Here is a 16,548-nt window from a genome sequence, read left to right on the forward strand (position 1 = left end):
TCCTGTCACGGGGTGTTCTGTCACGACTCGTGCCTCACCAGTCATGGACGGTGCCGTCAACCAGGCGGTTGTAGGGCAGGTAGGCCTGCTGGTACGGGAACGCGGCCGCTGCCTCCTCGTTGAATTCGACGCCGATGCCGGGCTTGTCGCCCGGGTGCAGGTAGCCGTCCTTGAAGGTCATGGACTGCTGGAAGACCTCGTTGGTCTTGTCCGAGTGCTGCATGTATTCCTGGATGCCGTAGTTGTGGATGGCCAGGCCCACGTGCAGCTGCGCGGCGAAACCGACCGGGGAGATGTCGGTGGGGCCGTGGAAGCCGGACTTGATCTGGTACTGCGCGGCGAAGTCCATGACCTTCTTCAGCGGTGAGATGCCGCCGAAGTGCGTGGAGGCTGCCCGGACGTAGTCGATCAGCTGTTCCTTGATGATGGTCTGGTAGTCGTACACGGTGTTGAAGATTTCACCGATGGCCAGCGGAGTGGTGGTGTGCTGGCGGACCAGGCGCAGGGCTTCCTGGTTCTCGGCCGGGGTGCAGTCCTCGAGCCAGAACAGGTCGTAGGGTTCCAGGGCCTTGCCCAGCTTGGCGGCCTGGATCGGGGTCATGCGGTGGTGGCCGTCGTGCAGCAGCGGCAGTTCCGGACCGAATTCGTTCCGGACGGCCTCGAACACGGTGGGCAGGTGGCGCAGGTAGGCCCGGGTGTCCCAGTCCTCTTCCACCGGGAACGCGCCGCGGCCGGCGGGCTCGTAGTCGTAGCGTTCGCCGGAGGCCTGGGCCTGGGCTGCGACGCCGTAAACGGCCTTGATGCCCGGAACGGCGGTCTGGATGCGGACGGACTTGTAGCCGAGTTCCAGGTGCTCGCGGACGGAGTCGAACAGGGAGGGGATGTCCGCGCCGGAGGCGTGGCCGTAGGCACGCAGGCCGTTGCGGGAGGCACCGCCCAGGAGCTGGTACACCGGCATGCCGGCCACCTTGCCCTTGATGTCCCACAGCGCCATGTCCACGGCGGCGATGGCGGCCATGGTCACCGGGCCGCGGCGCCAGTACGAGCTGCGGTACAGGAACTGCCAGGTGTCCTCGATCCGGTGCGGGTCCTTGCCGATCAGCAGCTGTGCGACGTGTTCCTTGAGGTATGCGGCGACGGCGAGCTCGCGGCCGTTCAGGGTGGCGTCACCGATGCCGGTCACACCGTCCTCCGTGGTGATCCGGAGGGTCACGAAGTTACGGGACGGGCTTGTCACGAAGACTTCCGCGGCAATGATTTTCACAGCTGTTCCTTTCGAGCGGGGCTGGGTCGAGGAGTAGGTCGAGGCTTAGTTGGAGGTGGTGAGGGGCTTGGCGGCGTCTGCGGCTTCTTCGCCGGTGCGGCGTGCCTGGATTTCGTTGAGGATCTCGGCGTGCATGGCGTCGGTCAGTTTGTACTTGGACATGACCAGGACGGCGAGGATAGTCAGCACTGCCGGGATGGCGCCGGCTGCAAGCTGGATGCCGAAGAGGGCGTCGGCAGTCTGTGCACCGCCGGACTTGTAGCCGCCCAGTGCCAGGGCGTAGGCGGCGAGGGCGCCGCCTACGGCCTGGCCGGTCTTGCGGGTGAAGGAGAACAGCGCGTAGGTGATGCCCTCGGTGCGGACGCCGGTCTTCCATTCGCCGTACTCCACCGTGTCGGCTTCCAGGGCCCACACCACGATGTTGACGGCGAGGACGCCCACGAGGCTGATCACGAGGCCGGAAAAACCGATCCAGACCTGGCTGGCGGGGGTGAAGAAGATGATGGTGCCGCCGATGACGGTGAGCACCGACGAGTAGATGTAGACGCGCTTCTTGCCGATGGAGCGGACCAGCCTGGGCATGAACCCGGCCAGCACGAAGGTGGCGGCCAGCTGGATGATGGACAGCACCGGGTACAGGCCCAGGTTTCCGAGGACGTCGCGCAGGTAGTACAGCTGCACCGAGGTCAGTGCCAGGTAGCCGGAGAGGAAGAAGAACGAGCTGATGCACAGCATCAGGAGGGGCTTGTTGCCCTTCAGGGTTTCCATGCTCTGCTTGACCGAAACGTTCGGGACGGCGCGGTGGACGCGTTCCTTGGCGGTCATGACGGTGAAGAAGTACAGGGCTGCGCCGATAACGACGAACACCAGGGTGATGGTGGTGAAGGTTGACTGCAGGTCAGCGCCCGGCTTGATCAGCGGTGCCACGAAGATGCCGAGGGCCGAACCCACCAGCAGGCCGCCCACCATGCGGGCGGAGCCAAGCTTGGCGCGCTCCCCCGGGTCCTGGGTCATGGCGCCGGCCAGGGAGCCGTAGGGGATGTTGACCAGGCTGTAGGCCAGGCCGAGTGCCGCGTAGGTGACGTAGGCGTACAGCAGGGTGCCGGATTCGCCGAGCTGCGGGACGGAGAAAGTTGCCACGCTCAGGAGCAGCAGCGGGATGGAGCCGAACATGATGAACGGACGGAACTTCCCGAAGCGCCTGCTGAAGGTGCGGTCCACCATGCGGCCGGCGAAAACGTCGGCGAAGGCGTCGAAGATCCGGACCACCAGCAGCAGGGTGCCTGCCGCTGCGGCCGAGATTCCTGCAACGTCCGTGTAGTAGACCAGGAGGAACATGGTGGCCGTGGTGAAGGCGAGGTTGTTGGCGGCATCGCCGGCGCCGTAGCCGAGGATGCTGAGCTTTCCTAGTTTGCTGGGTTTTTTCATGATTGGGCTCCTTTACCCGGTGCCGCCTCCGTGGAGCCGGCGAAAAAATGGTCAGAAATGCTACGGGGTGGTGATGCTGCTGTTCGGGGCGGCATTCTTGGTGCCGGCCAGTGCGGTCCAGCGCTGGCGGAGGGCGTACGCGGCGGGCTTGGGCCGGCGGTCGCGGGTGAAGACGCCCTTCTTGTTGCCGTCCACGCGCATGATGCCGTTGGACGTCTGGAAGTCCGCGAAGTTCCAGACCTGCTCGCCCACCATGGCGTCCACCCGGTCGAACACCCGGTGGTACATGGATAGGAAGGCGGCCTGGTATTCCTCGCTCCAGGGCTGCTCATAAATGGAGTGGAAGCCGGGCATGGTGTCCGGGCCGTACTCGGTCATGATCATGGGTTTGCCGTACTTGGCTTCCCATTCGCGCAGTTCCTTTTCCAGGACCTGTTCCGCTGTTTCGAGGTCCCCGTTGTTCAGGTACCAGCCGTAGTAGCGGTTGAGCATGATGACGTCGAAGAGGTCCCCGAGCAGTTCCTTGTCCGGGGTGTCGAACATGACGTTGACGTAGCCGACGGGGCGGGTGGGGTCCAGCTCGCGGGTCAGTTCCGCCAGGGGCTGGAAGTACTCGCGTGCGCCTTCCTCGGAACCGTTGGGTTCGTTGGCGATGGACCAGATGACCACGGACGGGTGGTTCTTGTCCCGGGCCACGAGTTCGGTGATCGCCTGCCGGTGGTTGGCCGCCGTATTGGCGTCCACGCCGCCGTCCTCGTAGGTCTTCTTGGCGATGCCGCCAAAAACGGCGCCGAAGCCGAGGTGGAGGCCCACGGCCGCGGTTTCGTCGATGACCACAATGCCGTGGCGGTCGGCGAACTCCATGACTTCCTCGGCGTAGGGGTAGTGCGAGGTGCGGAACGAGTTGGCGCCCACCCAGTCCAGGAGCTTGAAGTCGTTGACCATCTGGGCGTTGCTATGGCCCTTGCCGACCGTGACGTGGTCCTCGTGCATGCCGAAGCCGGTGAAGTAGAAGGGCTCGCCGTTGATCAGGAATTCCTTGCCGCGGACCTCCACGGTCCGGACGCCGACGGGCAGCGTGTAGCTGTCCAGCAGCCGGCCGCCTTCGCGGATTTCGGCGGTCAGGCTGTAGAGGTAGGCGGCGCCGGGCTGCCAGAGCACGACGTCGTTGATCACCAGCGCGCCGCTGGCGCCGTCCGCACGGGCAACCTCGACGCCGTCGGCGTCCTTGAGCGTAACGGTCACCGTTTCGCTACCCGTCCCGCCAGCGGTGGTGCCCGCCGTCGCGATCGTGTAGTCCACCGTGCCGGTGGGGCCGTCGAAGCCGGTGACCACCGTGATGTCGTCCACGGTGACCGCCGGGGTGCTGTACAGCCAGAGGCTGCGGTGCAGGCCGGCGTAGTTGTAGAAGTCGTGGAGGTAGCTCTGCTGGCGTCGGCCGTCTTCCGTGACGGTGATGCTGCCCGGCGGAATGGTGGCCTGGGTGAGCTCGTTGTTGACGGAAACGGTGAGCCGGAATGTCTTGCCCGGGGTGACGTAGTCCGTGATGTCCGCGCTGAACGGCATGTAGCCGCCGGTGTGCCGGGTTACGAGGATCCCGTCCACCCACACCATGCCCTCGTGCGTTGCCGAGTCGAGGCGGAGGTGGACGCGCTCCCCTGCCCAGCCGCGCGGGACGCGGACTTCGCGCTGGTACCAGACGTAGCCCACGTGGTCGCGGATGGCTTTGTCCGGGAAGACGTCGTTGTAGCTGGCGGGGACGCCCATTTCCAGCCCGGTGTCCAGGGGCGCCTTGAACCATTCCTCGCGGTGGCCGGCGCGGTCAAAGTCCACCTTGAAAGCGTAGAGGCCGTCGAGGTTGACCAGTTCGCGCGTTTCGCTGGCTTGGGGCTTCAGCATCTGGAGGTCCTATCGCGTCTTTGCGGTCTCTGCCGGGAGGGGGATTCTGGGGAGTCCGGCGGTGCGCCGGTCCTTGCTCTTGTTGTAATCCTAATCACTTGGCAATCAAATGGCAAGCGGTTGCCATAATATTTGTTGAAAGTTCATTAAACACCGCTGCCCGGGTCCCGGGGATCCGGGAGCCGGGCAGCGGCGCGTGCGGAGGACGCTAACGGGAGACAGCCAGCTCCCCGAACGTTCCGCACAGGTCTTCGATCAGCTCAACGACGGCGCCGTCCCCGGCCAGGACCGGATCCACGATGTCCAGCAGGGCGCGGATCCGTTCGGTGCCGTCGAGCAGGTTGGCCGCGGCCACGGCCTCGGCCAGGGGATCCTGGAACGCGGCGGCGGCCGCGCTGTAGTCCATCCAGGCGGCAATCATGAGGGCGGCGGCCGCCCCGGTCCTGCCCGCGGCACGCTCGGCCTGCAGTACCGGAACGGCGCGCATCCGGAGCTTGGTGCTGCCGTCCATGGCGATCTGCGCGAGGTGGTGGGCGATCCTGGCGTTGCTGAAGCGTGCCAGCAGGGCGGCACGGTACTCCGGGATTTGCAGCTCGGCGGCGTTTCCGCCCGGCCCGGAGAGGTTCGCTTCGGCTTCGTCCCAGAACTTTTCCACGGCCCGGAGGCACAGCGGATCCGCCAGGGCCTGCGCCACGGTGGTGTGGCCGCGGAGCTGGCCCGCGTACGCCAGCAGTGAGTGTGCGCCGTTCAGGAGCCACAGTTTGCGGTTCTCGTACGGCTCGATGTCCGCCACGACGACCGCGCCTGCGTCCTCCCAGCGGGGACGGCCGGCGGGGAAATCCCCGCTAAGCACCCAGTTGGCGAAGGGTTCGGCAACCACGGGCGAAGTGTCCCAGTAGCCGCACGCGGCCTGGACGGCGGCGACATCCGCCTCCGTGGTGCGCGGTGTAATGCGGTCCACCGAGGTGCTGACGAAGCTGATGTTGGCATCGATCCAGTCGCCGAGGCCCGCATCCCATGCGCCGGCCATGCCCACCACGGCGTTGTGCGCCACGGTGCCGTTGCTGGAGAGGTTGTCGCAGCAGACCACGGCCAGCGGTCCCGCTCCGGCAGCCCGGCGGGCGGCGAGGGCCAGCACCAGCCGGCCCAGCGGCGTCGTCGGGAATCCGTTGCCGGCCAGCAGCGAAAGGTCAGCGACGACGTCGGGCGCCTTGGCGTCGAGGTGCCCGTCCGCGCCGAGCCGGTAGGCCGCTTCGGTGATGGTCAGGGTGACGACGGCCGTGGCCGGAGCCGCGATCAGCTCCGCCAGGCGCTGGACGTCGGCGCCGTCGATGGCCTCCACGATGCTGCTGACCACGGCGAAGGTGTCGCCGCCGTCGGCCCGTTCCACCACGGTGTACAGCCCGTCCTGCTCGGCCAGGGCCAGTGCCGCATCGGGGCGGCGGCCGGTGAAGGCGGCGATGCCCCAGTCCGCGGCGTCCGACGCCTGGTGGGTGTACCAGGCCTGGTGCGAGCGGTGGAAGGCGCCCAGCCCCAGGTGGACGATGCGTACGGGCGCTTTGGCGGACGGGCGCAGGCGGCGGTTCAGCCGCGGCAGGTCCACAGCTTCTACGGCCGCTTCAGGTTGCAGTTCGGTGCTCACAGCTTGAAGACCCTTCGGGGCGAGCCGTCGACGAGGTCGACGATCAGTTCGTGGGCGCGGTCCTCGCTGACGCGGTGCTCCGCTACCAGGCGGGCCAGGAAGGAGGCCTCGATCCGGCGGGAGGCGTCGTGGCGGGCGGGGATGGAGCAGAACGCGCGGGTGTCGTCGATGAAGCCGGACGAGCGGGAGAAGCCGGCGGTCTCGGTGACCGCCGAGCGGAAGCGCAGCATGGCGTCCGGGGCGTCCAGGAACCACCACGGGGCGCCGAGGTACACGGACGGGTAGAAGCCGGCCAGCGGCGCGAGTTCGCGGGAGAACACGGTCTCGTCCAGGGTGAACAGCACCAGGTGGAAGTCCTTGGCGGTGCCGAAGTCCTGCAGCAGCGGGCGGATCGCCTCGGTGTAGTTGACGGCGAACGGGATGTCGTGGCCGGTGTCCGCGCCGTAAGTGTTGAAGGTGGGTTCGTGGTGGTTGCGGTACGAGCCCGGGTGGATGGTCATGACCAGGCCGTCTTCCACGGACATCCGCGCCATCTGGTACATCATGTGGGCTTCGAAGTCTTCGCGGTCCTGCGCAGTGGCCTGGCCGGAGCGGGCCCGGTCAAACAGCTTTGCCGCATCGCCGGCGTCAAGCTTGAGCGTTGACGGCGTGCGGACGCCGTGGTCCGCGGAAACTGCGCCGTGCTCCACGAAATAACGACGCCGGTTTTCCAGCGCGGTGATGTACCCGGCATAGCCGGTGCCGCCGTCGCCCGCTGCCGCGATGAGGCGGTCAACGTTGGCGGACCACGCGGGGTGGGCGATGTTCAGGTACTGGTCCGGCCGGAACGTGGGCAGGACGCGGCCGTGGAAGGTGGGGTCGTCGGCGATTGCCTTGTGGCTGGCCAGGCTGTCCAGGGGATCATCGGTGGTGGCCAGGACCTCGATGTTGAAGTCCTTGAAGAGCTGGCGCGGCCGGAAGCCCGGTTCCAGGAGCTTGGCGGAAATCGCGTCGTAGCTGGCATCGGCGGTCTCGGCGCTGATCTCCTGCTGGAGGCCGAACACGCTGTCGAACTGCGTGCGGAGCCAGTAGCCGGAGGCGGTGCCTTCGAACAGAGGCCAGGCCTTGCAGAACTCGTGCCAGACGGCGCGGGAATCGGGCTGGGTGGTGTTGGAGTCCCGGAGCCGGTCCAGCGGAACGCCGCTGGCGTGGATCAGGCGGGTGACGTAGTGGTCCGGACTGACCAGCAGCGCTGCCGGGTCCGGAAAGGGGGTGTTGTGCTCGATGACAGCGGCGTCAACGTGCCCGTGCGGGGAAATGATGGGGAGGTCCTGGACTCGCTGCAGGAGGTCGCGCGCAATGCTGCGCGTTCCGGGATCCGCGGGCAGGAGCCGGTCTGGGTTGGCGGCAATCGACTGTGACATAGGTCAATGGTCCGGCTTGCCAAGGGCATTTGTCAACCGGTTGCCATAAATTGCCATTAAGTTGCGGGGTGGTCGGGGTGGGTGGCGGGAACGGCCCCCGGCCGGGCGGCCGGCGTGGCGGGGCTGCCCGGCCTCAGCCCGCGGGGAGGAGCCGTCCGCTGGAGCCCCGCAGCACCAGCTCCGTTTCGACGCGCAGCGTCCCCGCCGGCTCCCCCGTGCCGTGGAGCAGGTCAAGGAGCAGGGTGGTGGCACCGGAGCCGCACTCCCCCAGCGGCGAGCGGACGGTGGTGAGCGGCGGCGTGGTGAAATCCGCCCCGAAGATGTCGTCGAAGCCCACGATGCTGATCTGGTCCGGCACCACCATGCCCGCTGCCTGGAGCTCCTGCATGAGTCCGATGGCCAGGAGGTCGTTGTAGGTCAGCACGGCCGTGGCACCGCTGGCCCGGACGTCGCGCGCCACCTGGCGGCCGCCGTCGACCGTGGGTTTGGTGGATTCCAGCCGCACGGCCTCGAGCCGGGACCACTCGCAGGCTGCCTGGACGCCTTCCCAGCGGCGGGCGGACATCCAGGACTGCGCCGGCCCGGCAACAAAGGCAATCTTTGTGTGCCCGTTGGCGGCCAGGCTGCGGACTGCCTCGCTGATGCCTTTGTTCACGTCGGGAACCACGCACGGCACGCCGTCCACTTCGCGGTTGATGACCACCACGGGTTTGTCGCGGGCGAGGGTGCGGATGTCGTCGTCGTCCATGCGCGGGCTGGCCAGGATGAGGCCGTCCACGGTGGCCATCATCCGGCGGGCGGCGGTCAGCTCGGTGACGGCGGACTCGGCGGATTCGGCGAGCACCAGGGTGTAGTCGCGCAGGGTGGCCGTGGTTTCGGCTCCGCGGATGATGTCGAAGAAGGTGGGGTTGGTGATGTCCGCGACGATCAGCCCAAAGGTGTTGGTGCGGCCGGTGGGGAGCGCCCGGGCGAACGGGTTGACCTGGTAGTTCAGCTCCGCGGCGGCGTCCTCGATCAGCTTCTGCGTCTTGGCGCTGACCCGGCCCGGCTTGCTGAGCGCACGGGACACCGTGGACGGATTGACGCCGGCCACCTTGGCAATGTCGTAGATCGTGGCGTTGGGCTTGCCGTCCCGGGAGTGCTTTTTGGCGGGCGCTGTTGTTGCGGCAGCGGCCGGAGTCTTGGGTTCAGTCACGGCTCCATCGTAGTGCGGCATGGCAACAAACAGCAGGACGGTTGCCAGACCCTCTCTCACTTTCGGTGCCTTTAACGCCAACGGTCTCTCACTTTCGTCAGGAAAGTGAGAGACCGTTGGCGTTACGGCGCCGAAAAGTGAGAGAACGTTGGGCTAGGAACGCTCGGGGAACTTGCCCTCGTCCGCGATGCGCTTGTTCAGCTCGGCCAGGAACACGTCCTCGTCGAAGTCGAGGCCCACTTCGGTGCCGGTCCAGCTGGAGAGGTGGATGGCGTTGGCCAGGCGGACGCCGTTGATGCCGTCCGATCCCGGAGCAAGCAGCGGGGTGCCGTCCAGGATGTTGGCGGCGAAGTTCTCCAGGACACCGGCGTGCTGGCCGCCCCAGACGGACTCGAACTCGATGACTTCGGTGCTGTAGTACTCCTCGGGATTCAGCTCGCCCATGAAGAGCTTGCGGACATCGTCCATGTCCATGGCGTCGCTGAGTTCACGTTCGGGCTTCTTTAGGCGGGTCACCGTTGCGGTCTTGGAATTTTCGACGACGATCTTGCCCTGGTCGCCCAGGATCTCGAAACGGTCGGTGCCCACGATGTCATGCGTGGCGGTGACGAAGACGCCGGTAGCGCCGTTGCCGTAGTCCACCACCGCGGTGACCTCGTCCTCCACGGCGATGTCGCGGCGGAAGCCGTAGGCAACCTTGGAGTAGACGGACTTGGGGACGCCGCAGATCCACTGCCACAGGTCCAGCTGGTGCGGTGCCTGGTTGACCAGGACGCCGCCGCCTTCGCCGCCCCATGTGGCGCGCCATTCGCTGGAGTTGTAGTACCCCTGCGGACGCCACCAGTTGGTGATGATCCAGTTGGTGCGGCGGATATCGCCGATCTCGCCGTTTTCGACGATCTCCTTGAGCCTGCGGTACAGCGGGTTGTTGCGCTGGTTGAACATGATGGCGAAGGACAGCTCGGGCTTGCTCGCGGCAAACTCGTTGAGCTCCTTGACCTGCTTGGTGTACACGCCGGCCGGCTTCTCCACGAGGGCGTGGATGTTGCGCTTGAGCGTCTCGATGCCCATTTCGGGGTGCAGGAAGTGCGGCACGCAGGTGACGACGGCGTCCACGTCACCGCTTTCCAGCATGGCGATGTAGTCGTCGTAGAACGGCGCGTCCGGGTACGTGGCCGCAGCGGCTTCCTTTTTCGCCGGGTCGGTGTCGCAGATGGCGCCGATCTCCATGTTCGGGACCATGCCGTCCGTGATGAACTTGGCGTAGGCGCCGCCCTGCTGGCCCAGGCCGATGATGCCGAGGCGTACTTTCTTACTCATGTGCTGATTCTCCGTAGTCAGTCGGTGGGGTCTAGAAAAGGTTCGAGTGGCCCAGAGCCACGAGGTTGTCGTACGAAGTCTGCAAAGCGTCCCAGACGGTGCGGCCGTAGAGCTCGTCCTGCTCCACCAGCATGTACTTGGCGCCGGCAGCCTGCGCGGCGGGGATGATGGAGGCGAAGTCGAGGTTGCCTTCGCCCACTTCCGCGAACTGGACAACGTTCTTGAATTCGGCCATGAACCCCATGATGTCTCCGGAATCCAGCATGTCGAAGGAGGCTTCGGGCAGCTCGCCGATCCGGTAGTCCTTCAGGTGCACCATGGCGGTGCGGCCGGCGTACTTTTCCAGGGTGCGGACCGGGTCAAGCCCGCCGCGCTGCACCCAGTGCACGTCGATTTCCATGCCCATGGCCGGGGAGTTCTCGGCGATGATGTCCAGCATGTACTTACCGTCGAACTTCGCGAACTCGATGTGGTGGTTGTGGTAGTACAGGCCCAGGCCCTGCTCCTGCAGGCGCTCAGCGTATTCGTTGGCCTGCTTGGCGAAATCCACCACGGCACCGATCGACTTCATGGCCGGGAAGGGCAGCATGCCGATCCGCAGGAGCTTTGAGTCCAGCCGCTTGGCGTCGTCCACGATCTTGTCGAAGTGCTCTGCCAGGGAGTCGCCGGGGCGGCCCTTTGGGGTTTCCGTCGCCACGGACAGCGCCGCGATGTCCATGCCCAGTTCGGTCCGGGAGCGGTCCAGCTCGGCGACGTTCTCCGGGGTCATCGGGATCTGGGAAATCTCGACGGCGTTGTAACCGATCGCGCTGACCTTGCGGAGCGTCTCGAACGCCCCCACCTCGGCGAAGCTGTTTTTGAGCATCATCGCCTGTACGCCAATTTTGGCCACTGTGTTCCTCCGTAATGTTCCGGACCCTCGAGGGCCGCTTTGCTGGTCTTGCTGCTGCTGCCGTGGCTGACGCCCGGTGTCAGGCGAGCGCGCCGGCCTGTTCGGTCTGTTGCCGCTGGATGTCCAGCAGGCGGTGGCGATCCGCCCGGCGTTGTTCCTGCCGGTCCGGATCGGGTACTGGGGACGCCAGCAGGAGACGCTGGGTGTAGGGATGTTCGGGGTCGCGGGTCACCACTTCGGCAGGTCCCTGCTCGACTATTTCGCCGTGGTACATCACTGCCACACGGTGGCTGATGTGCCGGACCACGTCAAGGTCGTGCGAGACGAACAAGTACGAAACTCCGGTGTCCTTCTGGATCTGAAGGAACAGGTCCAGCACGCGTGCCTGGGTGGAGAGGTCAAGCGCGCTGACGGGTTCGTCGCAGACGATCAGCTTGGGCGAAAGGGCCAGTGCCCGGGCAATGGCCACGCGCTGGCGCTGACCGCCGCTGAACTCCCGCGGCAGGCGGTGGATGGCATCCGAAGGCAGCCCCACCTGGTCCAGGAGTTCCTTGACGCGCTTCTTGGCGGCAGCCTGTTCCATGCCCTGCACGCCAAGTGGTTCGGCCAGGATGGCGCCGATCTCCAGGGCCGGGTTGAGCGAGGTGTACGGGTCCTGGAACACCACCTGCAGGTCACGGCTCAGGGTCCGCCGCTGCCTGCGGGTGGCGTGGCTGATGTCCTTGCCTTCGAAGGTGATCTTGCCGCCCGTCACCGGGGCCAGGCCCAGGACCGCACGGCCAAGGGTGGTCTTGCCGGAACCGGACTCCCCCACCAGGCCGAGGGTCTCGCCCCGGCCGATGGTGATGTTGATGTCAGTCAGGGCCCGGAAGGGCTTGGCCCGGAACTTCTTGCTGAGGTATTCGACAACCAGGTTGTCCACCGTCAGGAGCGGGCCCGTCGGGAGCGGGGCAATTTCGTTGACTTCAACAGTGCTCACGCGACCGGCTCCTTCTGGCTGGATACAAGCATGGACATGGGGGTTTTGCCTTCCAGCATCGACGCCAGGAGGGTCTGGGTGTAGGGCTCCTTCGGGTGGCGGAGGATGTCGCGGACGGATCCTTCCTCAACCAGGCGGCCGTTCTGCATCACGGCCACGCGGTCGCAAAGGTCGGCCACCACGCCGAAGTTGTGCGTCACCAGGATCACGCCGACGCCGAGGCGGCGCTGAAGGTCACGGATGAGGTCCAGGACCTCGGCCTGCACGGTGACGTCCAGGGCCGTAGTGGGTTCATCGGCAATGATGAGGTCCGGTTCGCAGCTGATGGCGCCGGCGATGAGCACACGCTGTGCCATACCGCCGGAGACTTCATGCGGGTACGCCCTGAAGGTGCGGTCGGGGTGGACAATTCCGACGTCGGACAGCAGCTTCATGGCACGCTCGGCGGCTTCCGCCTTGGAGATTCCCAGGACGCGCACCATCGGCGTGACCAGCTGGTAGCCGATCGTGAACGCCGGATCCAGGTTGCTCATGGGTTCCTGCGGAATGTAGGAGATCCGCTTGCCGCGAAGCTTGGACAGCCGGTCCTGGTTGACCTTGTCGTCGCCCGGGGCCACGGTGTAGTTGCCGTCGAACTGGATGGCGCCGCCCACAATACGGGCGGTGTCAGGCAGCAGGCCAAGGATCGAGAACGCCGTCTGGGACTTGCCCGATCCGGACTCGCCCACGATGCCCAGGATTTCGCCGCGGTCCACGTGGAAGGAGACGTCGTCCACTACCTTCTTGACCGAGCCGTCCGCCTGCGGGTACCCGACGCCGAGGTTGGTCACCTTGACCAGGTGGTGTTCGGTTCCGGCTTCAACGGCGGCAAGGGTCTTGCGCGCTACCTTCGAGGCGCTGGCTGAAGCAGCGTCTTCGGCTGCATGGACCTTCTTCTTGCGGTGCTTGATCTTCTCGCCGTCTTCCAGGGCATCGCGGATGGCATTGCCCAGGAGCACCAGGCCGCCGATGGTGAGCGCCATGGCCAGCGCCGGCCAGAAGAGCAGTGTCGGGTTCAGGTAGACGTTCTTGAAGCCCTCGCTGAGCATCACACCCCAGGTGGCTTTGGAAGGGTCGCCCAGGCCAAGGAACTCCAGGCCTGACTGGATGGCGATGGCCACGCCGGCGATGGCTGCAGTCTGGATGATGATCGGTGCCCGGACAACGGAGAAGATGTGGCGGGCAATGATGCTCCAGTCAGACAGCCCTGATACCCGGGCGGCGTCGACGTACAGCTCGTTGCGGACCGACTGGACGGCGGTCCGCGTCAGCCGGAAGTAGGCCGGGCTGATCAGGATGCCGAAGGCAATCATGGAAATCCAAACCGACGGACCGAAAGCGGCCCGGATGGTGAGCAACACAATCAGGCCGGGGAGGCTCATGGTGATGCTGACCATCCAGTTAGAGACTGCCTCGAATTTCCCGGAGTAGTAGCCGGCGATCAGCCCGGCCGGCAGGCCGATGGTGATGGCAACCCCGGCGCAGAGCAAGGCGGAAAGGAGCGTCAGCTGGGCGCCGAAGAGCAGCCGGCTCCAGACGTCGCGGCCGGCGCTGTCCGTGCCGAGGATGTTCACGGAATCCGGCTCGGCCAGGGTCTTGGCAATATTCGCGTAGTTCTCATCGAACGGCGCCAGGACGGGAGCCAGGACGGCGAGCACGGAAATGGTCGCCAGGATCAGCAGCGCGGCGATGCCGAGCGGGTTCCTGACCAGGCGCCGGATCACGGTGGAGCGGACCACGGTGCCGGACTGGCCCGTGGGCGGGGCGACGGCGCCGGTGCCGTCGGCGACAGCCGCTGTTTCTACAGTTTCGCTCATGACACACGTACCTTCGGGTTGAGCCAGCCATTAAGAATGTCCACCAGCAGGTTCACCACAATGACGACGACCACCGTGTACATCACGACGCCCATCACCACCGGAAGATCCGTCTGGGTGGTTGCCGTGACCGCCATCGGCCCCATGCCCGGGAGGGCGAAGATCTGTTCGATGATCACCACGCCGCCCAGCATGCCGATCAGCTGCAGGCTCAGCACGGTCAGGCCGGCCGGGGCGGCGCTCCGCAGCACGTGTTTGAACAGGATTTCGCGCTCGCCGATGCCGCGGCTTCGCAGCGTGCGGACATAGTCCCGCTCGAGCTGCTTGATGACGGCGCTGCGGATCTGCTGCGCGCCGCCGGTGACTCCGTTGATCAGCAGGGCGATCACCGGGAGGGACATCGAGTAGACCCAGGCGTCTGCGCCGGAGTCCGGTGAGATGGTGCTCGTGGCGGGGAAGAGGCCCAGCTGGATGGCCAGGATGGTGACCAGGATGACGCCGATGACGAACCCCGGAACGGAGTCGCCGATGATGGCGCCAACCTGGACCACCCTGTCCACCCAGCCGCGCTTGACTGCAGCGGCTACACCGATCAGTGCGGCGCAAATGGCGATCAGGATCATTGCGACGAAAACCATGGTCATGGTGACCGGAATCCGGCTGGCCAGGGAGTTGGCCACCGGTTCGGAGGTGAACCAGGATGCGCCAAGGTTTCCAGTCAGGGCATCGCCCACCCAGGCGAGGTAGCGGACAACGAGTGGCTGGTCCAGGCCCAGCTCCTGTTCCTTCAAGGCCACTTGTTCAGCGGTGGCCTGGTCGCCCAGGATGTTCCGGGCGATGCTGCCGCTGGACATATACAGCAGGAAGAACGTGAGCGCAGAGACAACAAGCAGCACCACCGCCCCGCTGCCCAGCCTTTTCGCAATGAACCTGATCATGGTGCCCTACTTGGCGGGTGAGTAGTTGTAGATGGACGGGACAGCCTGCTGGATCTGAGGCGTTACCTCAACCTTGGAGTTGTGGTAGTACATCTGGTTCACACGGAACAGCGGCGCGAACCATGCCTGCTCCACCACGTACTTGTTGACGTCCTGGGCCAGCTTGCCGGCGTCGGCTCCACCGGCGCGCACTGCCTCGATCTCCGTGTCCAGCTCCGGGTTGGCGTTCTTGAACGGGTTGTAGAGCGCCTTCGTGGAGATGATCTGGTTGATGGCAACGGTCGGCTCGCCCTGGAAAAGGGAGAAGTACATGGTGGTGAACTTCTGGGCTGCAACATCCGAGGTGAAGGTATTCGTGATCGCAGCGCCGACATTGAGCGTGATGCCCACGTCAGCCAGCTGCTGCTTGACCACGGAAATCTGGGTTTCGAAGTTCGGGACGGCGGGGATTTCCATCGTGAAGCCGTTTTCGTAGCCGGCTTCCTTGAGGAGCTGCTTGGCCTTTGCAGGATCGTAGCTGTAGTGGTTTTCCAGCTCTTCGGTCCAGGCTCCGCTGGCCTTGCCGAACGGCTGCGACGTTGGAGTGCCCTGGCCCAGCATGACCTGGTCAAGGATGGTCTTGCGGTCAAACGCGTAGTTGATGGCCTGGCGGACCTTGACGTCCTTGAGCGCAGGGTTCTTGGTGCCGTCGCGGTCAAGCAGCAGCAGCCCCTGCCAGTCCACCTCGTTGGCGGCGAGCTTCATCTTGGCACCCTCGGCCTGTTTGCCCGTCTTGGGGTCCAGGATGGTGGCGTCCACCTGGCCGGAGACCAGTGCATTGGTGCGCGCCGTGATGTCCGTCAGGATCTTGAACGTGAGCTTCTGGTACTTCTGCAGGTCCTTGTTCCAGTAGTCCTTGCGCGCATTGAACACAGTCTGGGAATCCTTGACCGAAGCGGCCTTGTCCATGACATACGGTCCCGAGCCTGCGGGCTCGGTCTTGATGCCTTCGGTACCGAGTGCCTTGGGGCTGCCCATCAGGCCGGCAGCCTGGCTGAGGAAGTACTCCAGGGCAGGGTCCGGGACGGAAAGGTTGATGTCGATGGTGTCCGCATCCACCACGGCCACGTCGGAGACTGATGCGAGCTGGGCCATCTGCGGGCCGTTGGCCTTCTTGAAGTGGTCCATGTTGGCTTTGGCAGCTTCGGCGTCGAACTTGGCGCCATCGCTGAAGGTGACGTCCGTGCGCAGGTCAACCGTCAGCTTGGTGTTGGCCTCGTTGTACTTCCACTCGGTGGCAAGCATCGGGCTGAGCTTTCCGTCCGGCTCGCGGAGGATCAAGGTGTCGTACACAGCCTGGTAGGGCTGCAGGACGTGACCCACGTGGGCCTGGGCCGGGTCCCAGGAGCGTACGTCCTGGATGGTGCCGATGGTCAGCGCAGTGGCAGCAGCGGCTTTCGGGCCGGAGTTTGCCGTTCCGCCGCATGCGGTCAGGGCGAGCGCCGCGCTGACGGTGAGGGCGGTTGCTACCGCCTTGGGACCTAACTTCATTGTTGGCTCCTTGGATCTGTGGAACGGGAGACTTGCAGAGTAAGGCCGGTGTGGCGTGGGCCACACCGGCCTTGTGAGACTCACAGTACGCATTGTTGCTTCGTTTGGCAACCGATTGTCAAAGATGTTGCAGAATTACTTTTCGAGGGCTGGAATGAAACGTTCTCAGGCCATCTGATGTCCGACAACCGGTTGCTTCAAT

General features: G+C 65.5%; 12 protein-coding genes. All 12 read right to left on the reverse strand.

What is annotated here, in order from left to right; translation table 11 throughout:
* Positions 1 to 34: 34 nt before the first annotated feature.
* Positions 35 to 1,264, reverse strand: coding sequence for a D-mannonate dehydratase ManD (gene manD, locus AC6JAC_RS19490; protein WP_028272270.1), 1,230 nt, complete (start codon positions 1,262 to 1,264; stop codon positions 35 to 37).
* Between the two features lie 45 nt (positions 1,265 to 1,309).
* A complete protein-coding gene (gene uidB / locus AC6JAC_RS19495; RefSeq protein ID WP_028272271.1) occupies positions 1,310 to 2,692 on the reverse strand; it encodes a glucuronide transporter in 1,383 nt (460 codons plus the stop codon).
* Positions 2,693 to 2,752: 60 nt separating this feature from the next.
* Positions 2,753 to 4,591: a beta-glucuronidase gene (gene uidA, locus AC6JAC_RS19500; RefSeq protein ID WP_497966187.1), complete on the reverse strand. Its 1,839-nt coding sequence runs from the start codon at positions 4,589 to 4,591 to the stop codon at positions 2,753 to 2,755.
* A gap of 208 nt (positions 4,592 to 4,799) precedes the next feature.
* Positions 4,800 to 6,233, reverse strand: coding sequence for a mannitol dehydrogenase family protein (locus tag AC6JAC_RS19505; protein ID WP_497966189.1), 1,434 nt, complete (start codon positions 6,231 to 6,233; stop codon positions 4,800 to 4,802).
* Positions 6,230 to 7,636: a glucuronate isomerase gene (gene uxaC, locus AC6JAC_RS19510; protein ID WP_454697529.1), complete on the reverse strand. Its 1,407-nt coding sequence runs from the start codon at positions 7,634 to 7,636 to the stop codon at positions 6,230 to 6,232. The genes AC6JAC_RS19505 and uxaC overlap by 4 nt, the downstream gene beginning before the upstream one ends.
* 133 nt (positions 7,637 to 7,769) lie before the next feature.
* Complete coding sequence (locus AC6JAC_RS19515) at positions 7,770 to 8,831, reverse strand: LacI family DNA-binding transcriptional regulator (protein WP_497966191.1); 1,062 nt, start codon at positions 8,829 to 8,831, stop codon at positions 7,770 to 7,772.
* 153 nt (positions 8,832 to 8,984) lie between these two features.
* Complete coding sequence (locus AC6JAC_RS19520; RefSeq protein ID WP_347895735.1) at positions 8,985 to 10,151, reverse strand: Gfo/Idh/MocA family protein; 1,167 nt, start codon at positions 10,149 to 10,151, stop codon at positions 8,985 to 8,987.
* A 31-nt stretch (positions 10,152 to 10,182) separates the two neighbouring features.
* Positions 10,183 to 11,043, reverse strand: coding sequence for a sugar phosphate isomerase/epimerase family protein (locus tag AC6JAC_RS19525; RefSeq protein WP_497966194.1), 861 nt, complete (start codon positions 11,041 to 11,043; stop codon positions 10,183 to 10,185).
* A gap of 79 nt (positions 11,044 to 11,122) precedes the next feature.
* On the reverse strand, positions 11,123 to 12,022 hold the full coding sequence (locus AC6JAC_RS19530; RefSeq protein WP_497966196.1) for an ATP-binding cassette domain-containing protein: 900 nt from the start codon (positions 12,020 to 12,022) through the stop codon (positions 11,123 to 11,125).
* Positions 12,019 to 13,878, reverse strand: a complete 1,860-nt coding sequence (locus AC6JAC_RS19535; RefSeq protein WP_497966198.1) for a dipeptide/oligopeptide/nickel ABC transporter permease/ATP-binding protein — start codon at positions 13,876 to 13,878, stop codon at positions 12,019 to 12,021. Before AC6JAC_RS19535 ends, AC6JAC_RS19530 begins: the two co-directional genes overlap by 4 nt.
* Complete coding sequence (locus tag AC6JAC_RS19540; protein WP_347895741.1) at positions 13,875 to 14,816, reverse strand: ABC transporter permease; 942 nt, start codon at positions 14,814 to 14,816, stop codon at positions 13,875 to 13,877. Before AC6JAC_RS19540 ends, AC6JAC_RS19535 begins: the two co-directional genes overlap by 4 nt.
* 6 nt (positions 14,817 to 14,822) lie before the next feature.
* Positions 14,823 to 16,346 (reverse strand): ABC transporter substrate-binding protein, encoded by a 1,524-nt coding sequence (locus tag AC6JAC_RS19545; protein WP_347895743.1) that lies wholly within the window; start codon positions 16,344 to 16,346, stop codon positions 14,823 to 14,825.
* Between the last annotated feature and the right edge of the window lie 202 nt (positions 16,347 to 16,548).

Source organism: Arthrobacter sp. KUASC02 (assembly GCF_059739395.1).